The sequence below is a fragment of the Parabacteroides sp. AF17-28 genome, from assembly GCF_003479205.1.
GTDB lineage: Bacteria > Bacteroidota > Bacteroidia > Bacteroidales > Tannerellaceae > Parabacteroides > Parabacteroides acidifaciens.
In genome coordinates, this window is record NZ_QUGV01000005.1 from 63,726 (window position 1) to 86,795 (window position 23,070).

At 43.4% G+C, this 23,070-nt stretch carries 20 protein-coding genes and 5 tRNA genes; 22 read left to right on the top strand and 3 right to left on the bottom strand.

The genetic code is table 11. The features are described 5' to 3' along the window. The first annotated feature begins 73 nt into the window (after positions 1–73). From rpsU to DWW90_RS05040, 20 genes are all read left to right on the top strand, one after another. Entirely contained in the window at positions 74–265 is a 192-nt protein-coding gene (gene rpsU, locus DWW90_RS04945) for a 30S ribosomal protein S21 (RefSeq protein ID WP_115497846.1), read from the top strand. 82 nt (positions 266–347) lie between these two features. After that, positions 348–1,244 carry a tyrosine-type recombinase/integrase gene (locus tag DWW90_RS04950; RefSeq protein ID WP_199662174.1) on the top strand — a complete coding sequence of 299 codons (897 nt, stop codon included), beginning with the start codon at positions 348–350 and terminating at the stop codon, positions 1,242–1,244. A gap of 2 nt (positions 1,245–1,246) precedes the next feature. Next, positions 1,247–1,546 (top strand): ribosome-associated translation inhibitor RaiA, encoded by a 300-nt coding sequence (gene raiA / locus DWW90_RS04955; protein ID WP_115497848.1) that lies wholly within the window; start codon positions 1,247–1,249, stop codon positions 1,544–1,546. Between the two features lie 96 nt (positions 1,547–1,642). Next, a tRNA-Thr gene (locus DWW90_RS04960) sits at positions 1,643–1,716 on the top strand. 14 nt (positions 1,717–1,730) lie between these two features. Beyond that, positions 1,731–1,813, top strand: a tRNA-Tyr gene (locus tag DWW90_RS04965). 36 nt (positions 1,814–1,849) lie between these two features. Continuing rightward, positions 1,850–1,922 (top strand) — tRNA-Gly (locus tag DWW90_RS04970). A 10-nt stretch (positions 1,923–1,932) separates the two neighbouring features. Continuing rightward, positions 1,933–2,004, top strand: a tRNA-Thr gene (locus tag DWW90_RS04975). Positions 2,005–2,058: 54 nt separating this feature from the next. Then, positions 2,059–3,246 carry an elongation factor Tu gene (gene tuf / locus DWW90_RS04980; RefSeq protein ID WP_115497849.1) on the top strand — a complete coding sequence of 396 codons (1,188 nt, stop codon included), beginning with the start codon at positions 2,059–2,061 and terminating at the stop codon, positions 3,244–3,246. A gap of 50 nt (positions 3,247–3,296) precedes the next feature. After that, positions 3,297–3,369: transfer RNA gene (locus tag DWW90_RS04985), tRNA-Trp, on the top strand. 19 nt (positions 3,370–3,388) lie between these two features. Continuing rightward, positions 3,389–3,583 carry a preprotein translocase subunit SecE gene (secE, locus tag DWW90_RS04990; RefSeq protein ID WP_115497850.1) on the top strand — a complete coding sequence of 65 codons (195 nt, stop codon included), beginning with the start codon at positions 3,389–3,391 and terminating at the stop codon, positions 3,581–3,583. Between the two features lie 12 nt (positions 3,584–3,595). Continuing rightward, positions 3,596–4,138, top strand: a complete 543-nt coding sequence (gene nusG / locus DWW90_RS04995; RefSeq protein WP_122344217.1) for a transcription termination/antitermination protein NusG — start codon at positions 3,596–3,598, stop codon at positions 4,136–4,138. A 71-nt stretch (positions 4,139–4,209) separates the two neighbouring features. Continuing rightward, complete coding sequence (rplK, locus tag DWW90_RS05000) at positions 4,210–4,653, top strand: 50S ribosomal protein L11 (RefSeq protein ID WP_115497851.1); 444 nt, start codon at positions 4,210–4,212, stop codon at positions 4,651–4,653. Positions 4,654–4,668: 15 nt separating this feature from the next. After that, positions 4,669–5,367, top strand: coding sequence for a 50S ribosomal protein L1 (rplA, locus tag DWW90_RS05005; protein WP_115497852.1), 699 nt, complete (start codon positions 4,669–4,671; stop codon positions 5,365–5,367). A 16-nt stretch (positions 5,368–5,383) separates the two neighbouring features. Beyond that, positions 5,384–5,914, top strand: a complete 531-nt coding sequence (rplJ, locus tag DWW90_RS05010) for a 50S ribosomal protein L10 (RefSeq protein WP_115497853.1) — start codon at positions 5,384–5,386, stop codon at positions 5,912–5,914. 45 nt (positions 5,915–5,959) lie between these two features. Next, a complete protein-coding gene (rplL, locus tag DWW90_RS05015; RefSeq protein ID WP_115497854.1) occupies positions 5,960–6,337 on the top strand; it encodes a 50S ribosomal protein L7/L12 in 378 nt (125 codons plus the stop codon). A 107-nt stretch (positions 6,338–6,444) separates the two neighbouring features. Beyond that, a complete protein-coding gene (gene rpoB, locus DWW90_RS05020; RefSeq protein WP_115497855.1) occupies positions 6,445–10,257 on the top strand; it encodes a DNA-directed RNA polymerase subunit beta in 3,813 nt (1,270 codons plus the stop codon). A 74-nt stretch (positions 10,258–10,331) separates the two neighbouring features. Further along, positions 10,332–14,618 carry a DNA-directed RNA polymerase subunit beta' gene (rpoC, locus tag DWW90_RS05025; protein WP_115497856.1) on the top strand — a complete coding sequence of 1,429 codons (4,287 nt, stop codon included), beginning with the start codon at positions 10,332–10,334 and terminating at the stop codon, positions 14,616–14,618. A 133-nt stretch (positions 14,619–14,751) separates the two neighbouring features. Further along, positions 14,752–15,615, top strand: a complete 864-nt coding sequence (locus DWW90_RS05030; protein ID WP_122344218.1) for an endonuclease/exonuclease/phosphatase family protein — start codon at positions 14,752–14,754, stop codon at positions 15,613–15,615. Positions 15,616–15,622: 7 nt separating this feature from the next. Beyond that, positions 15,623–16,504 (top strand): AraC family transcriptional regulator, encoded by an 882-nt coding sequence (locus DWW90_RS05035; RefSeq protein ID WP_115497858.1) that lies wholly within the window; start codon positions 15,623–15,625, stop codon positions 16,502–16,504. Positions 16,505–16,842: 338 nt separating this feature from the next. Continuing rightward, positions 16,843–17,151, top strand: coding sequence for a DUF3467 domain-containing protein (locus tag DWW90_RS05040; RefSeq protein ID WP_122331048.1), 309 nt, complete (start codon positions 16,843–16,845; stop codon positions 17,149–17,151). Between the two features lie 69 nt (positions 17,152–17,220). On the opposite strand, the gene DWW90_RS20625 is transcribed toward DWW90_RS05040, so the two are convergent. Continuing rightward, entirely contained in the window at positions 17,221–17,391 is a 171-nt protein-coding gene (locus DWW90_RS20625; RefSeq protein ID WP_167451602.1) for a hypothetical protein, read from the bottom strand. A 136-nt stretch (positions 17,392–17,527) separates the two neighbouring features. Between DWW90_RS20625 and DWW90_RS05045 the strand changes: the two genes are divergently transcribed. Further along, entirely contained in the window at positions 17,528–18,265 is a 738-nt protein-coding gene (locus DWW90_RS05045) for a 1-acyl-sn-glycerol-3-phosphate acyltransferase (RefSeq protein WP_122344219.1), read from the top strand. A gap of 1 nt (position 18,266) precedes the next feature. On the opposite strand, the gene DWW90_RS05050 is transcribed toward DWW90_RS05045, so the two are convergent. Next, positions 18,267–19,748 (bottom strand): capsule assembly Wzi family protein, encoded by a 1,482-nt coding sequence (locus tag DWW90_RS05050; RefSeq protein ID WP_122344220.1) that lies wholly within the window; start codon positions 19,746–19,748, stop codon positions 18,267–18,269. A gap of 6 nt (positions 19,749–19,754) precedes the next feature. Then, the gene (locus tag DWW90_RS05055; protein ID WP_122344221.1) at positions 19,755–20,780 is read right to left on the bottom strand and encodes an alpha/beta hydrolase; all 1,026 of its coding nucleotides are present in this window, start codon (positions 20,778–20,780) and stop codon (positions 19,755–19,757) included. Positions 20,781–20,950: 170 nt separating this feature from the next. On the opposite strand from DWW90_RS05055, the gene DWW90_RS05060 reads away from it, so the two are divergent. Beyond that, the gene (locus DWW90_RS05060) at positions 20,951–22,915 is read left to right on the top strand and encodes a sensor histidine kinase KdpD (protein ID WP_122344222.1); all 1,965 of its coding nucleotides are present in this window, start codon (positions 20,951–20,953) and stop codon (positions 22,913–22,915) included. Positions 22,916–23,070 lie beyond the last annotated feature (155 nt).

Here is a 23,070-nt window from a genome sequence, read left to right on the forward strand (position 1 = left end):
AATCCCGAAACAATCAGTAATTTTGCTGCCCAATTTGTGGATATAGTAATAAACAATATAATAAAATTAAATTATGATCGTAGTTCCATTGAAAGAAGGCGAAAACATTGAAAAAGCGCTGAAGAAATTCAAAAGAAAGTTTGAAAAGACAGGTGTAGTTAAAGAATTGAGAAACCGTCAGGCTTTCGAAAAACCCTCTGTTACAAAGAGAAAACAGACTATGCGCGCTGTTTACGTTCAGCAATTGCAGCAGGTAGAAGAATAAAAATACAAAATCTATCTGCCAGGCTTGTTTTATTGGATTCTTATTCCTATTTTCGTTGCATAAAAGTTGATGCAACGTGAATGTGCAGATTGATTCGTTTTTAGATTATCTTCGGTATGAGCGGAATTATTCCGAATATACGATTGATGCTTATTCTCAGGATTTGCATCAGTTTGAAGGTTTTGTAAAAGAGAAGAAAGAAGGCGCATTTATACCGGAAGAAGTAGATACGGATATTGTACGGAATTGGATTATATTCTTATTGGATAGCAAGATTTCGCCCGTGTCGGTCAACCGGAAATTAAGTTCTTTGAAGTCTTTTTTTAAATTCCTTATGAAGCAGGGATTTGTTTCTGTAAACCCGTTACGGTTTGTAACCGGTCCGAAAACAAAGAAGCCGTTACCTACTTTTGTAAAAGAGAAGGATATGGAACAATTGCTGGATGGAGACGGGTTTGATGAGGATTTTGAAGGTGTGAGGGATCGCTTGATTCTTGAAATGCTTTACGACACCGGTGTGCGGCGTTCGGAGTTGGTCGGCTTGTTAGATGCCGACATAGACTACGATGCCATGCAGATCAAGGTGACGGGGAAGCGCAACAAACAACGGTTGATCCCTTTTGCAGAAAGATTGAAAAACTTGATGCTTGCATACACTGAAGTCCGAAATCGTGAAGTTGGCTCAGGAAGCGGATGGTTCTTGGTTCGGAAGAACGGAGAACAGTTGTCCACCAGCATTCTTTATACAATAGTAAAAAAGAAGCTCTCGGACATTCCGACATTGGCAAAATGCAGTCCCCACGTATTAAGACATTCATTTGCGACAAGTATGTTGAATAACGGAGCGGAGCTGAACGCCGTGAAAGAGTTACTCGGACACAGCAGTCTGGCTTCAACCAGTATTTACACACATACAACCTTTGAGGAATTAAAAAAAGTGTATCATGCTCATCCAAGAGCACAAAAAGAAGGAGGTTAATTATGGACATTAGAATTCAGGCAATCCATTTTGACGCAACAGTTCAACTGGAAGCGTTTATTCAGAAGAAAGTTAGTAAGTTGGAGCAATACTTCGACGGCATAATATTAGCAGAAGTAACGTTGAAGGTTGTCAAACCTGAGACCGCGAAGAATAAAGAAGCTGCTATTCGACTGAAAATTAAGAATGGAGACTGTTTTGCTGAGAAGGTAAATGACACTTTTGAAGGATCAATCGACGAATGTGTCGAAGCGCTGGAAAAGCAATTAGTTAAATTCAAGGAAAAAATCAGAGCCAAATAAAAAAAACGGTAGATAAATTTGGTATGTAAGAAATAATGCCTAAATTTGCAGCCGTTTCGCCTTGGTGACGAAACGGCTGCTTTTTGAAGCGGACATGCCTCTTTAGCTCAGTTGGCCAGAGCACGTGATTTGTAATCTCGGGGTCGTTGGTTCGAATCCGACAAGAGGCTCAAAACAACATATTGGGCAGTTACCAGAGTGGCCAAATGGGGCTGACTGTAACTCAGCTGTCTTTCGACTTCGGTGGTTCGAATCCATCACTGCCCACTTGCTAATTGAAAATGGACAATTGGCAATTAAATTGCGGAAGTAGCTCAGTTGATAGAGCATTAGCCTTCCAAGCTGAGGGTCGCGGGTTTGAGCCCCGTCTTCCGCTCTTATTTATTGCCTGTGTAGCTCAGCGGTAGAGCACTTCCTTGGTAAGGAAGAGGTCCCGAGTTCAAGTCTCGGCACCGGCTCAAAAATGATATTTTAGAACATGATCATTAATCAAATAAAGAACAATTAAAGTTATGGCAAAAGAGAAATTTGACAGATCGAAACCACATGTGAACATTGGTACGATTGGTCACGTTGACCACGGTAAAACAACTTTGACAGCTGCTATCACAACAGTATTGGCAAAGAAAGGTCTTTCAGAATTGCGTTCATTCGATTCTATCGACAACGCTCCTGAAGAAAAAGAGAGAGGTATTACAATCAACACTTCTCACGTAGAGTATTCGACTGCAAACCGTCACTATGCTCACGTAGACTGTCCGGGTCACGCCGACTACGTAAAGAACATGGTAACTGGTGCTGCTCAGATGGACGGTGCTATCATCGTAGTTGCTGCTACTGATGGTCCTATGCCTCAGACTCGCGAGCACATCCTGTTGGCTCGTCAGGTAAACGTTCCGAGATTGGTTGTTTTCATGAACAAATGTGACATGGTAGACGACGAAGAAATGTTGGAACTGGTTGAAATGGAAATGAGAGAATTGCTTTCTTTCTATGATTTCGACGGCGATAACACTCCGATCATCCGTGGTTCTGCTCTGGGTGCTTTGAACGGTGACGCAAAATGGGAAGAAAAAGTAATGGAGCTGATGGAAGCTGTAGATACTTGGATTCCGCTGCCTCCGCGTGAAGTTGACAAACCTTTCTTGATGCCGGTTGAAGACGTGTTCTCTATCACAGGTCGTGGTACAGTTGCTACAGGTCGTATCGAAACAGGTATCGTAAAAGTTGGTGAAGAAGTTCAGATCATCGGTCTGGGTGCTGACGGCATGAAATCTGTTGTAACAGGTGTTGAAATGTTCCGTAAGCTGTTGGATCAGGGTGAAGCTGGTGACAACGTAGGTCTGTTGCTGCGTGGTATCGACAAGAACGAAATCAAACGTGGTATGGTAATCTGCCACCCGGGTCAGGTTAAAGAACACTCTCGCTTCAAAGCTGAGGTTTATATCCTGAAAAAAGAAGAAGGTGGTCGTCACACTCCGTTCCACAACAAATACCGTCCTCAGTTCTATATCCGTACATTGGACGTTACAGGTGAAATCACTCTTCCGGAAGGAACTGAAATGGTAATGCCTGGTGATAACGTAACAATCGAAGTTGAACTGATCTACCCGGTAGCTTGTAACGTAGGTCTTCGTTTCGCTATCCGCGAAGGTGGACGTACAGTAGGTGCTGGTCAGATCACAGAATTAGAAAACTAATTCAAATACATACAAAGTGTAGCCAGTCTTGTTAAAGGACTGGCTATTTTACGGAAGTAGCTCAGTCGGTAGAGCACTGGTCTCCAAAACCAGGTGTCGGGAGTTCGAGCCTCTCCTTCCGTGCTAAAAATCTATAGATTCGATGAAAAAGATAATTACTTATATTAAGGAATCTTATAACGAACTTGTTTATAAAGTTTCTTGGCCTACGAGAACAGAGCTTTCCAATAGTGCTGTGGTTGTTATGTTTGCTTCCCTTATAATCGCCGCATTAATCTTTGTTATTGATTTAGGCTTTGAAGGCGTGATGCGTTTCTTCTACGAGAAAATCTTTTAATCAGTTTAGAGTATGTCTGATATTCAAAAGAAATTTTATGTTCTGCGCGCCATTAGTGGCAAGGAGAATAAAGTCAGAGAATACCTCGAGGCTGAACTGAAGAATACAGATCTGGGTGAATATGTCAACCAGGTGCTGATTCCTACGGAAAAGACTTTCACGGTACGTAATGGTAAGAAAGTGATGAAAGAAAGAGCTTACTTGCCGGGTTATGTATTGGTAGAGGCTGCATTGGTCGGAGAAGTTGCTCATCGATTGAGAAACATTCCCAATGTGATCGGATTTTTAGGTGGATCGGATAATCCCGTTCCCTTGCGTCCGGCAGAAGTAAGCCGTATTTTAGGTACGGTCGACGAACTGCAGGAACAGCAGGAAGACCTGGACGTCCAGTTCTATGTTGGCGAGAATGTGAAAATCACCTTTGGACCGTTCAACGGTTTCACCGGTGTAATCGAAGAGGTCAATGCCGAGAAAAAGAAACTCAAAGTGATGGTTAAGGTCTTCGGACGTAAGACACCGCTTGAGTTGGGTTATATGCAAGTAGAGAAAGAATAAGTACTCTTGTTACGAAAAGTACTCCTTTCTTAAAGTTATCGATGTTATATATCTAAAAAATTTTAGAAACAATGGCTAAAGAAGTTGCTGGACAAATCAAATTGCAGATTAAAGGAGGAGCAGCAAACCCTTCTCCCCCAGTAGGACCTGCTTTAGGTTCTAAGGGTATTAATATTATGGAGTTTTGCAAGCAATTTAATGCCAGAACCCAAGACAAAGCTGGTAAGGTTTTACCTGTGGTAATTACTTACTATGCTGATAAGTCTTTCGACTTTGTTGTGAAAACACCTCCTGTAGCTATCCAATTACTGGAAGCTTCCAAACAGAAAGGTGGTTCTGCTGAGCCGAATCGTAAGAAGATTGCAGAAATCTCTTGGGATCAGGTAAAAACTATTGCAGAAGACAAGTTAGTCGATCTGAACTGCTTCACTGTTGAGTCAGCTATGAAAATGGTTGCCGGAACAGCAAGAAGTATGGGTATCACTGTTAAAGGGACATTCCCGGGTAATAATTAATAAACTTCAATTGAGATGAGTAAACTTACAAAGAATCAAAAGTTGGCTTTGGGCAAGATTGAAGCTGGGAAAGCATACACATTGAAAGAAGCTTCAGCTTTAGTAAAGGAAATTACTACTACTAAGTTTGATGCATCCGTAGATGTTGATGTCCGTTTAGGTGTTGACCCTCGTAAAGCTAACCAAATGGTAAGAGGCGTGGTTTCACTGCCTCACGGAACTGGTAAGCAAGTTCGGGTTCTCGCATTATGTACACCAGACAAGGAAGCTGAAGCAACTGCTGCTGGAGCTGACTATGTAGGATTAGATGAGTATATTGAAAAGATTAAAGGCGGTTGGACTGATATTGACGTAATTATCACGATGCCTTCTATCATGGGTAAAATCGGTGCTCTGGGTAGAGTATTAGGCCCGCGTGGTTTGATGCCTAACCCGAAGAGTGGTACGGTTACCAATGAGATCGGCAACGCTGTGAAAGAAGTTAAGCAAGGTAAGATCGACTTTAAGGTAGACAAATCCGGTATCGTTCACACTTCAATCGGTAAGGTTTCTTTTAACCCCGATCAAATCCGTGACAATGCTAAGGAATTTATTTCAACTCTTCTGAAGTTGAAACCGTCTGCAGCTAAAGGTACATATATAAAGAGCATTTATCTTTCAAGTACAATGAGTGCGGGTATTAAAATAGACCCCAAATCAGTTGAAGAAAACTAATTAAAATTATTGGACAATGAAAAAGGAAGATAAGAGCTTAGTCATAGATCAACTGACTGAAATCGTAAAGGAATATCCTAATTTCTATTTGACTGATATCGAAGCATTGAATGCTGAGAAAACAAGCAAATTGAGACGGGAATGTTTCAAGAATGAGATCAAGTTGGTTGTTGTAAAGAATAACTTGCTTAAGAAAGCATTGGAAAATGTAGGTGGTGATTTTTCTCCTCTGCATGTTGCAATGAAAGGCAATACAGCTGTGATGTTCTCACAGACTGCTAACGCACCTGCTCGTCTGATTAAGAGTTTTACCAAGGATGCTAAGAAAGATACTGTTGCTAAACCGGAATTGAAAGCTGCCTATGTACAGGAAAGCTTCTATGTCGGCGCAGAGAACCTTGAAGCACTGGTAAATATCAAGAGCAAAAACGAACTTATCGGAGATGTTATCATGCTGTTGCAATCTCCGGCGAAGAACGTTATCTCTGCTCTTCAGTCATCAGGACAAACTATCCATGGTCTGTTGAAGACTCTGGAAGAAAGATAATTTTTTTAATTTACACAGATAAACAAACATTTAAATCATACAAAAATGGCAGATTTGAAAGCTTTTGCAGAACAATTAGTAAACCTGACCGTAAAAGAAGTTAGCGAACTGGCTACAATCCTGAAAGAAGAATATGGTATCGAACCTGCAGCTGCAGCTGTTGCTGTTGCTGGTCCTGCTGCTGGCGGCGCTGCTGCTGCAGAAGAAGAAAAGACTTCTTTTGACGTAGTATTGAAAGCAGCTGGTGCAAACAAGCTGGCTATCGTTAAGTTGGTAAAAGAATTAACAGGTCTTGGTTTGAAAGAAGCTAAAGATATGGTAGATGGTGCTCCCAGCGCTATCAAAGAAGGAATCGCTAAAGCTGATGCTGAAGCATTGAAGAAACAGTTGGAAGAAGCTGGAGCTGAAGTTGAGCTTAAATAGTATTTATAACCTGGTAATCAGGTGATTTGGTTAAGAGTCTCCCTCCAAGGAGATTCTTAACCTTTTTGTGTCTATAATTTCAATAAGTTCAATAAATTCCTTACTAGATGTCTTCAACAGCTGAAAACCAAAGAGTTAATTTTGCTTCGATTAAAAATCAGTTCCCGTATCCGGACTTTCTCGAAGTACAATTGAAGTCATTTCAAGACTTTCTTCAACTTGACACACCTCCCGAAAAGAGAAAAAAGGAGGGATTGTATAAGGTATTTGCTGAGAATTTTCCGATAGCAGATACTCGTAACAATTTTGTGTTGGAGTTCTTAGATTACTATATTGATCCGCCCCGTTACACGATTGATGAGTGTATCGCTCGCGGGTTAACCTATAGTGTGCCTTTAAAAGCGAAGTTAAAACTGTATTGTACAGACCCTGATCACGAGGATTTCGATACCGTGATACAGGATGTGTATCTGGGCCCGATTCCGTATATGACGGAGAGAGGTACTTTCGTGATAAATGGTGCAGAGCGTGTTGTGGTTTCACAATTACACCGTTCACCCGGTGTGTTCTTCGGACAGAGTACACACGCTAATGGTACAAAGTTGTATTCAGCACGTATCATTCCTTTTAAAGGTTCCTGGATCGAATTCGCAACAGACATCAACAATGTGATGTATGCGTATATCGACCGTAAAAAGAAATTGCCTGTAACAACCCTTTTAAGAGCTATTGGTTTTGAAAGCGATAAAGACATTCTCGAAATCTTTAATCTGGCGGAAGAAGTAAAAGTTTCAAAGACAAACCTGAAGAAACTGATCGGCCGTAAGCTGGCTGCCCGTGTATTGAAGACTTGGGTGGAAGATTTCGTAGATGAAGATACCGGTGAGGTTGTTTCTATTGAACGTAATGACGTTATCATCGACCGTGAGTCGGTTCTTGATAGCGACAACATAGAGGCTATCCTGGAGTCTGGTACGCAGAACATTCTGTTGCATCGCGAAGACCAGAATCTTTCGGATTATGCCATCATCTATAATACGCTCCAGAAAGACCCCAGTAACTCTGAAAAGGAAGCTGTCCTGTATATTTACCGTCAGTTGCGTAATGCAGAACCTGCAGATGAAGCAAGTGCCCGTGAAGTTATTCAGAACCTGTTCTTCTCTGAAAAGCGTTATGACTTAGGTGAAGTAGGCCGTTACAGAATTAATAAGAAGTTGAACCTTACTACCAGCGATGATATTAAGGTTTTGACGAAAGAAGATATAATCGAGATCATCAAGTATCTGATCGAGTTGATCAACTCGAAGGCGATTGTTGATGATATCGACCACTTGAGTAACCGTCGTGTGCGTACAGTTGGCGAGCAGCTGTATAACCAGTTCGGTATTGGTCTGGCCCGTATGTCCCGTACGGTTCGTGAACGTATGAACGTTCGCGATAATGAAGTGTTTACCCCGATCGATTTGATTAACGCGAAGACCATTTCTTCGGTTGTCAACTCTTTCTTCGGTACGAATGCTTTGTCGCAGTTTATGGACCAGACAAACCCGCTGGCTGAGATTACGCATAAACGTCGTTTGTCTGCCCTGGGACCGGGCGGTCTGTCTCGTGAACGTGCCGGATTTGAGGTTCGTGACGTACACTATACACACTATGGCCGTCTTTGTCCTATTGAAACTCCTGAAGGTCCGAATATCGGTTTGATCTCATCCCTTTGTGTGTATGCAAAGATCAATGATCTGGGCTTTATCTCTACTCCGTATCGTAAGGTTGTGGATGGTAAAGTCGACTTCTCTGACGAAGGTTTACAATATTACACGGCAGAGGAAGAGGAAGAATTGACCATCGCACAGGGTAATGCCCCTTTGAATGATGATGGCAAATTTATACTTGATAGGGTGAAAGCTCGTTTTGAAGCGGACTTCCCTGTTGTACCGCCTTCTGAAATCGACTTGATGGACGTTGCTCCGCAGCAGATTGCTTCTATTGCGGCCTCTTTGATTCCGTTCTTGGAACATGACGATGCCAACCGTGCATTGATGGGATCTAACATGATGCGCCAGGCAGTTCCTTTGTTGCGTACGGATGCTCCGATCGTGGGTACCGGTATCGAGGCACAGGTTGCACGCGATTCACGTACACAGATCATGGCTGAACGCGAAGGTGAAGTCGTATTTGTGGATGCTACTTGCATCAAGATCAAATATGATCGTACGGAAGACGAAGAATTCGTAAGTTTCGAAGATTCAATTAAGACATATACGATTCCGAAATGGCGTAAGACGAACCAGAGTACGACTGTCGATTTGCGTCCGATCTGCCATCGTGGCCAGCGTGTGAAAGCCGGTGATATTTTGACAGAGGGCTATTCTACCCAGAATGGTGAATTGGCACTGGGACGTAATGTGAAAGTGGCCTATATGCCTTGGAAGGGATACAATTATGAGGATGCTATCGTTCTGAACGAACGTATGGTTCGTGAGGACTTCTTTACTTCAGTTCACGTTGACGAATATATTTTGGAAGTTCGTGAAACGAAACGTGGTATGGAAGAGTTGACATCCGATATTCCTAATGTCAGCGAAGAAGCAACCAAGGATTTGGACGAGAGAGGTATTGTCCGTGTAGGTGCCCGCATTGAACCGGGTGATATCCTGATCGGTAAGATTACTCCGAAAGGGGAATCGGATCCTTCTCCGGAAGAAAAACTGCTTCGTGCGATCTTCGGCGATAAGGCCGGTGATGTGAAGGATGCTTCTTTGAAGGCGACTCCGTCTTTGCGTGGTGTGGTTATCGAAACTGCTTTATTCTCGAAAGCTGTTAAAAAGCGTAAGTCCAGACTGACTGATAAGGCTATTCTGCCGAAGCTGGATGAGGAATACGAAATGAAGATGGCCGACCTGAAGAATCTGTTGGTCGACAAATTGTTGGTTTTGACCACTGGTAAGGTTTCTCAGGGTGTAAAAGACTATATGAATACAGAGATCATTGCGAAAGGAGCGAAATTCTCTCGTAAGGCTCTGGAAGATTTGGATTACAATGCTGTTCAGGTAAGCAAATGGACTGCTGATGCAGATAAGAACGAACTTATCAAGCAGGTGATCCTGAACTATCTGAAGAAATATAAAGAACTGGATGCCGAGTTAAGACGTAAGAAATTCGATCTTACGATCGGTGATGAACTGCCGACTGGTATTGTTCAGATGGCGAAAGTTTATATTGCAAAGAAACGTAAGATTCAGGTAGGTGATAAGATGGCCGGTCGCCATGGTAACAAGGGTATTGTTTCCAAGATCGTTCGTCAGGAGGATATGCCGTTCCTGGAAGACGGAACTCCGGTTGATATTTGTTTGAACCCGCTGGGTGTGCCTTCCCGTATGAACTTGGGACAGATCTTTGAAGCTGTGTTAGGTTGGGCCGGTCGCTCGATGGGTGTGAAGTTTGCTACTCCGATTTTCGATGGTGCGACTTTGGATGATATGAACGAATGGACGGATAAAGCCGGTGTGCCCCGCTATGGTAAAACTTACCTGTATGATGGTGGAACCGGTGAACGTTTTGACCAGCCGGCTACGGTCGGTGTTACGTACTTCCTGAAATTGGGTCACATGGTTGATGATAAGATGCACGCCCGTTCTATCGGTCCGTACTCTCTTATTACTCAACAGCCTCTGGGTGGTAAGGCACAGTTTGGTGGTCAGCGTTTCGGAGAAATGGAAGTTTGGGCACTGGAAGCTTTCGGTGCTGCACATGTTCTTCAGGAAATCCTTACAATCAAGTCTGATGACGTTGTCGGACGTTCCAAAGCTTATGAAGCAATCGTGAAAGGTGATCCGATGCCACAACCGGGTATCCCTGAATCTCTGAACGTATTGCTGCACGAACTGAGAGGTCTTGGTTTAAGCTTCACTCTGGATTAATTCAAAAAACAATATAAGTAGATGGGCTTCGGCTCATCTGCTTACTCATTGATAACTCTTTATAAATAAAAAATATGGCCTTTAGAAAAGAAAACAAGATAAAGAGTAACTTTTCAAAAATAACCATCGGTCTGGCTTCCCCTGAAGAAATTCTTGAAAACTCCAGTGGTGAAGTTTTGAAACCGGAAACGATTAACTATCGTACGTACAAACCTGAGCGTGACGGTCTTTTTTGCGAGCGTATTTTTGGTCCGATCAAGGATTACGAATGCCATTGCGGAAAATACAAGCGTATCCGTTACAAAGGGATTGTCTGCGATCGTTGCGGGGTGGAAGTTACAGAGAAAAAAGTGCGTCGCGAACGTATGGGACACATCCATCTGGTAGTTCCCGTCGCTCATATCTGGTATTTCCGTTCCCTGCCCAATAAAATCGGTTACTTGTTAGGCTTGCCGACCAAGAAGCTGGATTCTATTATTTATTACGAACGTTATGTGGTGATTCAGCCGGGGTGCGTAGACACTGTTGCTGAATTGGACTTGCTTTCGGAAGAAGAATATCTGCAGATCCTGGACAACCTGCCAAAGGAAAACCAGATGCTGGAAGATACGGACCCCAATAAGTTTATCGCAAAGATCGGTGCTGAAGCAATCTATGATTTGCTGGCCCGTCTGGATTTGGATTCTTTGTCTTACGAATTGCGTCACCGTGCAAGTACGGACGGTTCACAGCAGCGTAAGAACGAAGCGTTGAAACGTTTGCAGGTCGTTGAATCTTTCCGTGCTTCCAGAGGCCGTAACAAACCGGAATGGATGATCGTGAAGGTGGTGCCGGTTATTCCGCCCGAACTGCGTCCGTTGGTTCCGTTGGATGGTGGACGTTTTGCCACTTCCGATTTGAACGATTTGTATCGTCGTGTTATCATCCGTAACAATCGTTTGAAACGATTGATCGATATCAAGGCTCCCGAAGTGATTTTGCGTAATGAAAAACGTATGCTTCAGGAAGCTGTGGACTCACTGTTTGACAACTCTCGTAAGTCGAGTGCCGTTAAGACAGATGCCAACCGTCCGCTGAAGTCTCTCTCTGACAGTTTGAAAGGTAAACAAGGTCGTTTCCGTCAGAACTTGTTGGGTAAACGTGTTGACTATTCAGCTCGTTCGGTTATCGTCGTAGGTCCTGAATTGAAGATGCATGAATGTGGTCTGCCGAAGAATATGGCAGCCGAACTTTATAAACCTTTCGTAATCCGTAAATTGATCGAACGCGGTATCGTGAAGACGGTTAAATCTGCAAAGAAAATCGTGGATCGTAAAGAACCGGTTGTTTGGGATATTCTGGAATATGTAATGAAAGGTCATCCTGTATTGCTGAACCGTGCACCGACATTGCACCGTTTGGGTATCCAGGCATTCCAGCCGAAGCTGATCGAAGGAAAGGCTATTCAGCTGCACCCGTTGGCATGTACGGCTTTCAACGCCGACTTCGACGGTGACCAGATGGCTGTTCACTTGCCTTTAGGAAACGAAGCCGTATTGGAAGCACAGATGTTGATGCTGGCTTCCCATAACATTCTGAACCCGGCAAACGGTGCGCCTATTACCGTTCCTTCCCAGGATATGGTATTGGGTCTGTACTACATCACAAAGATGCGCAAGGGGGCACAAGGCGAAGGTTTGGTATTCTATGGACCGGAAGAAGCAACGATTGCATATAATGAGAAGAAGGTGGATATCCACGCTCCGATCAAAGTGTATGTGAACGACATCGACAAGGATGGCAATCCGGTTAAGAAAATGATCGAAACTTCTGTCGGCCGTTTGATGGTTAATGAATTCGTTCCGGAAGAAGTAGGTTATATCAATGAAGTATTGGGTAAAAAAGCACTGCGCGATATCATCGGTAAGGTGATTAAGGTTTGTGGTGTTGCCCGTACGGCTCAGTTCTTGGACGATATCAAGAATTTGGGTTATTACATGGCCTTTAAGGGTGGTCTGTCTTTCAACTTGGCCGACGTTCTGATCCCGCCTCAGAAAGAGGAATTGGTGAAAGAAGGTTATGACGAAGTTGAGCAGATTATGAACAACTACAATATGGGGTTCATCACCAACAACGAACGTTACAATCAGATTATCGATACATGGACACATGTCAACAGCAAGCTGTCTGATACATTGATGAAGCAGTTGACGGCTGATAACGACGGTTTCAACTCTATCTATATGATGATGGATTCTGGAGCCCGTGGTTCTAAGGAACAGATTCGTCAGTTGTCCGGTATGCGTGGTTTGATGGCAAAACCGCAGAAGAGTGGCGCGGAAGGCGGTCAGATCATTGAAAACCCGATCCTTTCAAACTTTAAGGAAGGTTTGTCTGTGTTGGAGTACTTTATTTCAACTCACGGTGCTCGTAAAGGTTTGGCCGATACGGCTTTGAAGACTGCCGATGCCGGTTATCTGACTCGTCGTCTGGTTGACGTTTCGCACGATGTGATCATCAACGAAGAAGACTGTGGTACGTTGCGTGGCTTGATCTGTACGGAATTAAAGAATAATGATGAAGTGATCGCAAGTTTGGGAGAACGTATCCTGGGACGTGTGTCGGTTCATGATGTCATTCATCCGTTGACAGGCGAAGTTATTGTCCGTGCCGGTGAGGAAATCCGTGAAGATGCAGCCAAGAAGATCGAAGATTCTCCGATCGAAAGTGTTGAAATCCGTTCTGTATTGACTTGTGAATCCAAGAAAGGTGTTTGTGCAAAATGTTATGGCCGTAACCTGGCAACGAACCAGATGGTTCAGAAAGGTGAGGTTGTCGGCGTTATTGCTGCACAGTCAATCGGTGAACCGGGTACTCAGTTGACATTGCGTACATTCCACGTCGGTGGTATCGCTTCTAACGTCGCTACAGAAAACAGCATTACTTCTAAATATGACGGTGTTCTGGAAATCGAAGAGCTTCGTGCCGTAGACAGTGAAGAGGGAGGCAAGAAATGTCAGGTTGTTGTAAGCCGTCTGGCTGAACTTCGTATTGTAGATCCTACGACGAAGATTGTCTTGTTGGCTCATAATATTCCTTATGGTTCCAAATTGTTCTTCAAGAATGGGGATACAATCAAGAAAGGTGATGTTATCATCGAATGGGACCCGTTCAATGCCGTTATCGTATCTGAGGTTTCCGGTAAAATCGAATTTGAGAGCTTGGTTGAAAACGTAACTTACAATGTTGAAAGTGACGAAACAACCGGTTTGAAGGAAAAGATCATTATCGAATCCAAGGATAAGACGAAAGCTCCGGCTGCCCACATTGTGGATGAAAACGGAAATTATCTGAAGAATTACTCATTGCCGTTAGGTGCTCACGTTGTGAAAGACGAGGGCGATATGGTCCGGGCCGGTGAGGTTTTGGTTAAGATCCCGCGTGCTGTAAGTAAAGCAGGTGATATTACCGGTGGTTTGCCTCGTGTAACAGAATTGTTCGAGGCTCGTAACCCGTCTAACCCGGCTGTCGTTTCAGAAATCGATGGTGAGGTTGGCTTTGGTAAGATCAAACGTGGTAACCGTGAAATTACCGTCACTTCTAAACTGGGTGAAGTTAAGAAATATATGGTGCCTCTGTCTAAGCAGCTGCTTGTTCAGGAAAATGACTATATCCGTGCCGGTATGCCGTTGTCTGATGGTGCAACAACTCCGTCTGATATTCTGGCTATCATGGGGCCGACGGCAGTTCAGGAGTATATCGTAAATGAAATCCAGGACGTATATCGTCTGCAGGGTGTGAAGATTAACGATAAACACTTCGAAGTAATCGTCCGCCAGATGATGCGTAAGGTGGAAATCATCGATCCGGGAGATACTCGCTTCTTGGAACAGCAGGTTGTAGACAAGCTGGAAGTAATGGATGAAAACGATCGTATCTGGGGCAAGAAAGTTGTTACGGATCCGGGAGATTCCCAGACATTGCAGGCTGGTCAGATCGTGACGGTTCGTAAGTTGAGAGACGAGAACAGTATGCTGAAACGCCGCGACTTGAAGTTGGTTGAAGTGCGTGATGCGGTTCCGGCTACAGCCAATCAGATTCTCCAGGGTATTACCCGCGCAGCTCTGCAGACAAATAGCTTTATGTCTGCCGCATCTTTCCAGGAAACGACGAAAGTGTTGAACGAAGCTGCTATCAATGGAAAGGTAGACCGCTTGGAAGGTTTGAAAGAAAATGTTATCTGTGGTCATCTTATTCCTGCCGGTACAGGTCAGCGTGATTTCGACAAGCTGGTTGTTGGTGCTAAAGATGAATTCGAACGTATTTTTGCAAATCGTAAGAACGTCGTAGACTTTAATGCTATGGACAGAGACGACGAGTAATATACGAAAGTAAAATAGTAAATAGGGCTATCGGATTTTTATTCGGTAGCCCTATTTTGTTTTCTGGAATTTGTTTAATAAGGTCAGAGTCCTTATATTTGTGTATTGACTTGATAATTAAAATATGCGATATATGAAAAAAGTTCTGCTCTATTTATTTGCTTTTCTTTTATCTATGAATGTTGCTTTTGCCAAGCATCCTGATAATGAAATGAATGTAATGTCTTTTAATATTCGTTTGAGTACGAAAGCGGATGGAGATAATTGGTGGGAACACAGGAAAGATCTGGCCGCAAATGTGGTTAAGTTTTACGATGTGGATATGTTTGGTGCTCAGGAAGTGCTGCATAATCAATTAACTGATTTATTGGAGCGTCTGCCTGATTATGGATATGTAGGGGTAGGGCGTGAGGATGGCAAAACTAAGGGAGAATATGCTCCTATCATATATCGGAAGGATCGTTTTACCGTTGTGAAAAGTGGCAATTTCTGGTTGGCAGAAGATATAAATGCTGTAGGAAAGAAAGGTTGGGATGCTGCTTGTGAGCGCGTGGCAACTTGGGCTGTCTTTAAAGATAAAGAATCCGGGAAAGAGTTTTTCTTTCTGAATACTCATCTGGATCATATGGGAAAGGTGGCTCGTCACGAAGGTGCTTCTCTGGTTCTTGCGCAGGTAAAAAGCTTATCCGGAAATTTACCGGTGGTTGTTACCGGTGATTTTAATGCAGTTCCGGAAGATGATCCGATCAAAGTTCTGACGGACGCTAATGATCCGCGTTGCTTAACGCATACCCGTACAGTGGCTCCGTTACGTTATGGTCCGGAGTGGACTTTTCATGATTTCGGACGTATTCCCTTGGAGAAACGTGAGTGGATCGATTATATATTTGTGAAAGGCAATATAAAGGTCCTTCGTCACGGTGTGTTGGCTGAAAGTCTGGGAAATTTGTATCCTTCAGACCATTGTCCGGTTATATCAAGAATACTTATTCAGTAAACAGATTATGGATTCCGTAGATGTATTAAGAGAGATTACGCCGCTTTCACCTGAAGATTGTTTTATGGTGATGCAGCGACCTAAGCGTGGTTTTTCTTATCCGCTTCATATACATCCGGAATTTGAACTGAACTATTTGGAGAATGCCGGAGGAGCGATCCGTATAGTAGGAGATTCGGTGGAGGAGATGGAAGATCTTGATTTGCTTTTAGTTGCCGGAGGAACTAAGCATGCTTATTCTAATCACAAATGTTCTTGCACGGATATGCTGGAGATTACGATCCAGTTCCATGCCTCTTTATTCGACAGTTTAATTAATAAGCGTCATTTTAAGACGATAAAAGATATGTTTGATAAGGCATCGTGCGGATTAGTTTTTAGCCGGGAAATGATTTTGCATATTCAGCCGGAATTGAAAAAGCTGTCGAGTGAGGAATCGGATTCTTTTCACAATTTGTTACGTTTGATAGATATACTCAAGACATTATCGCTGGATGAAGAAGCCCGCAAGTTAAATGCTGTCAATACAGTGGAAAATTTCCGGAATATAGATAATGATCGTTTGGATACGATCATGCTATTTTTGCACGAAAATTATCAGCGTCCGGTTTCTTTACCTGAACTTGCTTCGTTAATAAATATGAGTGAAGCATCGCTTACCCGCTTCTTAAAAAAATGGACTGGAAAAACTTTTATTGATAATTTGAATGACATTCGTATATCGGAAGCCGTTTGTCGTCTGATCGATACAAGCGATACAATAGCAGAAATATGTTATAAGTCCGGTTTTAATAACTTATCGAATTTTAATCGAGCTTTTAAGCGACGAAAAGGTAGTACTCCTACCGAATATCGTGAAAAATATGCACGAACTCGTTTTAGGGTTTAAAACATGATTTTAAACTAATTCACAGAATGGAAGTTTTCTATCTGACGAAATAGTATCATATAATGATAAAATAGTATTTGGTGGTTAATTCTGTTGGTCATATCTTTGTAATGTTGAATAAACAACGAATTCACTAAGACGAATGGCCTTAGTTTAAGCGTCTTGATTAGAAAATATTAAACACAATAAGGTATTTTTTTTACATTGGTCTAAAGAATTGAGAATTAAAAACACAACTGAAAAAGGGCTGCCTGTGAAGGTGGCCCTTTTTATTTGCTGGCATTCCGATTTTAATATGTATATTTGTCTTAGAATATTTATAAATGAAAATAGGAGATATGGAAAATAACAAACCGACAAATGAAATTCAGGTAGAGCTGTCAGAAGAGATGGCTCAGGGAACGTATGCAAATCTGGCAATTATATCGCATTCATCGTCTGAGTTTATTTTAGACTTTATCCGGGTCGTACCGGGGGCACCGAAAGCACAGGTAAAAAGTCGTGTGATACTTACTCCGGATAATGCTAAACGCCTGCTGTTTGCCTTGCAGGATAATTTGGCAAAGTTCGAAGAGCAGGTTAGCGGCAAGACTGCAAAGTTTGAAGATTTTGTTCCTCCCATCGGAGGCGTGAAAGGTGAAGCCTGATCTCTTTGGTAGAAAATAAAAAAGACCGCTCTTTTGAGCGGTCTTTTTTATTTGTAAGTGTGTGTGAGATTATCCGAGTCTTTTGTTAATAACGATATGACCGATATAACCCAGGATAATGATTCCTAAACCGGTAAGAAGAATCGTATTTGACATACCTCCACTGATAGCCGGTACTGCTAAAATGATAACACCGATAAGGAGTACGATTACCCCCAGATTTTTCAATAATTCGTTCATGGTGATAGATATTTTATATATTATTTTTTTCTACCGCAAATAAAGCAATAATAACCCGATTGTAAAAATATTTTGAGAGAAAAATAATGAAACCATTGAATTTAGCCTTTATATTTGCATAATAAAGCATTTATATATGGTTAGAATTCTTTACATACTTTATTTGTGGCTGTTTATGGTGCCGGTATTTGTCGTGCTCACCATACTTACGGCCGTGACGGTGATTGTGGGTTGTCTGTTGGGAGGGGAACGGATATTTGCCTATTACCCCGGAATGATTTGGTCGTGGCTGACATGCCATCTGGCGCTTTGTCCGGTGAAAGTTAAAGGGCGGGAGAATATAGACCGGAAGAAGTCGTATGTATTTGTATCCAATCACCAGGGAGCGTTCGACATCTTTCTTATATATGGTTTTTTGGGTGTTCCTATCAAATGGGTGATGAAAGCGGGGATTTCCAAAATCCCGTTTGTCGGAGCAGCCTGCCGGGCTGCCGGCTTTATTTTTGTGGACAATTCAACGCGCAAAGCTGCTACGCGTAGTGTACAGGAAGCGGAACGTTGTCTGAGGAACGGAGCATCTGTGATTGTTTTCCCGGAAGGTTCGCGTACCTATGATGGGAAAATGATCCGTTTTAAGAAAGGTGCATACCAAATGGCTGTCGACCAACATTTACCCATTGTTCCGATCACCTTGAACGGGCCTTTTGACGTATTGCCGATCGGCTCTTTGAATATTCACCGGCATAAAATGGAAATGGTTATCCATCCGCCTATTTCAACGGAAGGAATGGAGGCTTCCCATAAAGAGTTGCAGCAAATGGCCGATCAAACGCAGGAGATCATCGCTTCTGCTTTATGGGAACAATATAAATAAGTTATTTCCAGGATTTAAGTATGCCGCGTTTGCAGACACTCAGGCTGAAACCGGCATTGTCTCCATACAGGGAACCCGTATCCCCGGCTATCGCTCCTGTGAATTCCCAGCCTTGCAAGCGAGGATGGCGGTACTTGATTTCGACCAGTCCCGAATTGCTGCGCTTATTATTCCGAAACGGACCGTAAGGTGTCCCCCAACTATTCATAAGCGTGTATTTGAGGCGGTAGGATACCATCGGTGATAAATCTCCTTCAAAAGCCAGATGCCAGGAACGGACACGGTTGTTCTTGAAGTCGACATCCCCGTTCGTGTTGTATTCGGGAGCAGTCAGAAGAGGGGAGCCCAATCCGCGTCCGAAGTAGGACGAGCCTGTTATATATTCGATATTATTATAGTAATTGTCTCCTCCGCCTCCCGGACCTTTATATTTGTCGTGGTCGAACAGGATAAAATGGAACGGTCCGCTTTGGTTACGGGTGACCAGGTATTCCGTTACAACCTTCTTCAGCCAGGAAAAGTGCGGAAGATCCAATTGCGTTCCCCACAATCCGTCTGTACCATTCACAAATATCATTCCTGATTTATCTTCGAAATAATGCTGGTAATAAGCAGCCAGTTTCCAGTTAGGCATCGTATATTCCAGTTTGAAATCATACGAACCGTAATGGTTGCCCAATACATTGATCTGATCAGACAACGTGGCATCGCCGCCACCCTCGCTGCCGCAAACGACCCGGATAAAGTCTTTCAGGGAATGGGGCTGCACGCCTATCTTCGGATCACTGGAGGTTCCTCCCCATTGTGCCCAGTGCTGCACACCTACTATACCGGAGAGAGGAAAATCGTTTTTCGTATCCTGGATACGGACGTAAAGGGATTTATGATGCCAGAGTACATCCTTTATATAAGTTTGCTTCCCATTGGAAAAATCTTCCAGATATCCGGTATCAAAAGACCTGCCTACGGCAAAATCCCCTTTTACCTGCATCCAACCTTTCGTCAGCGGGACAACTGTAAATTCAGGCATGCTCAAGTTTATTTCCGGAATCGGGCGGGCATTGTTGGAAAGTACCATGTCGCCGGAACTAAGGGAATGATCCCAAAGCGAATGGCGGTTCTCCTTACTGCCGATGCTCAAAAGCAGGCTCTTGTATCCTAACTCTGCATAAATCTGTTGAATGAACACATTGTGATAGCGGGGAACCGCAGCAACAAGATCCAGTCCTGCGCTCCAGCGGAAACCTTTTCCCAAATGTTGCTGATGGAACACACCTGCATTCAGATAACCGTTGTTGGCATCCAAAGGAACAATTCCGTACCGGTTGCTCACCATCCAGAATGGAGTAGTCGAACCACTGCTAACCGAGCCGAACGCTTCGGCTTTATATGAGGTCGCATCTTTCGTTTCCTCCGTTTGTGCAAAAATGTTTGCTGAATATAGAAGGGTGATAGCTATAATGATTGTTTGTAAGGCTTTCATTCCAAATTAATTTTTTACCGGACAAAGGTAAGGATAAAAACTCAGCCAATCAAACACCGTGCGATATACATGGTCACGTGATGCCTTTTCGGACAGTATCAAGTCGTGGATGCCGTTTGGGATCGTATCGCGTGTGACATAATTGCCCAGCTTTTGCCCGTATTTCTGGATATCGTGTACGTCCAGTACGATGTCGGACGAGAGATATTCATTGTTCCATTCCTTTGTTTCCGGAAATGATTTATTTGACGACATCACCAGGACCGGACAATCCAAGTCAATCCCTTTTTGAACAGTTTTTTGTGCTTCCTGTATGGCGTTTATCCATCCCGCTTTTTTCGGATGGCCGTTTATCATCTTCCAGTCCGTATTGTATTCCCATTCCCCTTTGAACTGTTTTAGCAGGCTGTGCGCGTATGAAGCGTCGCCATATCCCTGTACAGTCAGGTTCGGAAAGAGCTTGCCGATAAAGGAAACGACCGGGATTACGACTTTTTCCATCATCCAGCCGAAGTTCCAGTCCAGAAAAGGACTGTTCAGTATCAGTCCGTCTACAGGCAGTTCCCCTTTCTTGCTGTTCAGGTAATAAGGAGTTATCAATCCTCCCGTAGAGTGCGCCATCAACAATATTTTGTCGTTGCCCTCTTCCCTGATAATGGCCAGGGCCGTATCGATATCTGCAAAATACTCTTTCAAGCTTTTGCAGAAGAAAGGATCTTGGCCCGGCAAGATCGAGCGGCCGTATTTGCGGAGGTCCATGGCGTAGAAATTGTAGCCATGTGCGTTCACGCTGTCGCCCAGTTGCTTCTGAAAGAAATAATCATTGTAGCCATGTATATAAAGTATAGCCTGTTTGGTGTCCGGCAGTTGCGGCTTCTTGACAAGCGTGCAGACCACTTTCCCCTCATAATCGTCCGGCATTTGGATAGTCCGGCGGAGATAACTGTCGCCCAGTACGTCTGGAACGTATTGGGCATAAAGGGCTGAGAAGAAGAGCAGTGATAAGATAATAAAATATAGTTTCCGTGTCATATCTGTTTGATTTCTTTACTATAACGTCTTTATCCGGGTGTTTGTTGCCCGCAAGCGCGACAAAAATACAATCTTCCCCTTTTATATCTTCGAGTATTTGTTGTAACATTTATTTCTAATGATTAAATTGCGTCGCAAAATATAAAGGGGTTGAAACTCTGGAGTTCTAAATGAGGGAAATGCGAATTTTAATATGTCTTATCCTTACACAACTATTTGTTGTAAGTATGATTGTCGCAAATACGGCAGACAGTTTGCGGCAGCAGTTAATGGGCTTGCCGGATAGCAGCAAATTGATAAAACTAAACGAGTTGCTTTATCAGAATAATCGTAACAACGTGTATAAAATATATGCGGACCTGCTATTGGAAGAGGCCCAGAAACAGAATAACGACTTTTACAAAGGCAATGCTCTGTTATTGCTGATGCGCTATTATTATGCCAGAAACCCGGATAGTATGCGCTTTTACCTAAAACAAGCTGAACCTATATATATCGCAACCAACCGGATAGAAGATTTGTGCCGAGTGAAAGGCTGGAATATTTACACCTTGACAAATGAAGGAACCCACGAACAAGTTCTCGGAGAAGTCGAAAGTATGAAGAAACTGGCTGTCCGTTTTAATTATCCGGAAGGAGTGGATATGGCTAACCAGGCTTTGGCAAACTATTATTTCAGTATCGGTTTGAAAGCAGAAGGCGTCAACTTGTGTAATGAGATTCTGCAGGGCATGGAAGAGCGGGGAGTTTCCCGTATCCGTCGATTCTATCTGTTGCGCTTGTTATTGAACAAAGAGACGAAAGAGGAATACTTGTTTAAACTCGATACTTGTATAAAGAACTGTGAAAAGGAAGGAATCTTCCGGCTGGATGAGGAGCACACGTTAGCTTTTCTGAAACAGAGTTTTCACCTTTACTCCGCACAGTATTATATTAATCAAAAGAATGCTTTGCTTACTTATTCCCATTTGCAAAAATTAGATGAGCTGGAGAATCAGTATAATATGAATACGGAAAAGATCATGGCGCAATTCCTTTGGATGAAATATTATAATCTGATCGGAGATTATGATAAGGCGCTTGCTGTGATCGACCGTTTGGAACAGATCCTTTTGAGTAATAAACGTTATAATGACTGGGTTACAGTGGAAGACTTCAGGGCCGATATCTATTATAAGATGGGAAAAGGAATGGAATCGGCCAAAGCTTACAGAGATTCGAAAGTTGTACGCGATTCGATTGTCCATGCCCAATATTATGAAGATTTGGCAAAGTTAAGGACGCAAAGGGAAGTGGATAAACTGGAACTGCAAAGCAAGAAGTTAGAGTTGGAGGCAGAGAAATCGCATGCCAAGGCTTTGGCTTACGGTGGTGGAGTGATCGTCTTGCTCCTGATTTGTGCAGCATTAGGCTTGCTGGCTTATTCCCGCCAACGCTCCGGAGCCCGCCTGAAAATTGCAAAAGAAAAAGCAGAGGAAGCCGATAACCTGAAGTCGACCTTTCTGGCTAATATGAACCATGAGATTCGTACGCCGTTGAATGCAATAGTCGGCTTTTCGCAAATAATTGCAGAGGAAGAAGATATAGAGACTCGCCGGGAGTTTGCCCGGATTATCCAGAAAAACAATGATCTGTTGCAGAGGTTGATAGAAGATGTGTTGGACATATCGAAAATAGAGTCGAACACGCTTGCATTTGTCTTGAGTGATCAGGATTTGCCGGTGCTGATGCAAGATATTTACAGTACAATATTGTTGCGAATGCCTGAAAACGTGATGTTGCAGTTGGACGATTGCCCTAACTTTACACTTCATACCGATCGCAGCCGCCTGACGCAAGTGCTCACGAACCTGTTGACAAACGCCATCAAACATACCAAGGAAGGCTCCATCCGTTTTGGCTACCGGGTAACAGCCTCGGAACTCGTCTTTTATGTGACGGATACCGGCGAAGGCATACCGGAAGAGCAGTTGGGCCGTGTCTTCGACCGCTTTGTCAAGCTAACGGAATGGACGACCGGCGTCGGCTTGGGATTGGCCATATCCAAAGCTTTGGTGACAAAACTCGGAGGGCGTATGGAAGTCTCTTCTGAGCTGGGGAAAGGCTCCACTTTCAGCGTCATATTCCCCGTGTGATCGGTATAGATTAGGCCGTACTATCCGATCCGTTACCTCTTCCATCGTCTATTATTAGTTGTCCGCTTGGCGGTGAACGATCGTCCGCTTGCTGGTGAACGATCGTCCGGCGCCAAGCGAACGATCGTTCGCCGCCAAGCGGACAAGTTACGAAT

Excerpts from the sequence above, each read along its gene's own strand:
- DWW90_RS05040 (WP_122331048.1), top strand. The coding sequence starts at position 16,843 with ATGGAAAATAACAAACCGACAAATGAAATTCAGGTAGAGCTGTCAGAA.
- nusG (WP_122344217.1), top strand. The coding sequence starts at position 3,596 with ATGTCTGATATTCAAAAGAAATTTTATGTTCTGCGCGCCATTAGTGGC.
- DWW90_RS05050 (WP_122344220.1), bottom strand. The coding sequence starts at position 19,748 with ATGAAAGCCTTACAAACAATCATTATAGCTATCACCCTTCTATATTCA.
- DWW90_RS20625 (WP_167451602.1), bottom strand. The coding sequence starts at position 17,391 with ATGAACGAATTATTGAAAAATCTGGGGGTAATCGTACTCCTTATCGGT.
- DWW90_RS05035 (WP_115497858.1), top strand. The coding sequence starts at position 15,623 with ATGGATTCCGTAGATGTATTAAGAGAGATTACGCCGCTTTCACCTGAA.
- rplK (WP_115497851.1), top strand. The coding sequence starts at position 4,210 with ATGGCTAAAGAAGTTGCTGGACAAATCAAATTGCAGATTAAAGGAGGA.
- rpoB (WP_115497855.1), top strand. The coding sequence starts at position 6,445 with ATGTCTTCAACAGCTGAAAACCAAAGAGTTAATTTTGCTTCGATTAAA.
- raiA (WP_115497848.1), top strand. The coding sequence starts at position 1,247 with ATGGACATTAGAATTCAGGCAATCCATTTTGACGCAACAGTTCAACTG.
- rpoC (WP_115497856.1), top strand. The coding sequence starts at position 10,332 with ATGGCCTTTAGAAAAGAAAACAAGATAAAGAGTAACTTTTCAAAAATA.
- secE (WP_115497850.1), top strand. The coding sequence starts at position 3,389 with ATGAAAAAGATAATTACTTATATTAAGGAATCTTATAACGAACTTGTT.
- tuf (WP_115497849.1), top strand. The coding sequence starts at position 2,059 with ATGGCAAAAGAGAAATTTGACAGATCGAAACCACATGTGAACATTGGT.
- rplA (WP_115497852.1), top strand. The coding sequence starts at position 4,669 with ATGAGTAAACTTACAAAGAATCAAAAGTTGGCTTTGGGCAAGATTGAA.
- rplL (WP_115497854.1), top strand. The coding sequence starts at position 5,960 with ATGGCAGATTTGAAAGCTTTTGCAGAACAATTAGTAAACCTGACCGTA.
- DWW90_RS05030 (WP_122344218.1), top strand. The coding sequence starts at position 14,752 with ATGAAAAAAGTTCTGCTCTATTTATTTGCTTTTCTTTTATCTATGAAT.
- rplJ (WP_115497853.1), top strand. The coding sequence starts at position 5,384 with ATGAAAAAGGAAGATAAGAGCTTAGTCATAGATCAACTGACTGAAATC.
- rpsU (WP_115497846.1), top strand. The coding sequence starts at position 74 with ATGATCGTAGTTCCATTGAAAGAAGGCGAAAACATTGAAAAAGCGCTG.
- DWW90_RS05055 (WP_122344221.1), bottom strand. The coding sequence starts at position 20,780 with ATGACACGGAAACTATATTTTATTATCTTATCACTGCTCTTCTTCTCA.
- DWW90_RS05045 (WP_122344219.1), top strand. The coding sequence starts at position 17,528 with ATGGTTAGAATTCTTTACATACTTTATTTGTGGCTGTTTATGGTGCCG.
- DWW90_RS05060 (WP_122344222.1), top strand. The coding sequence starts at position 20,951 with ATGAGGGAAATGCGAATTTTAATATGTCTTATCCTTACACAACTATTT.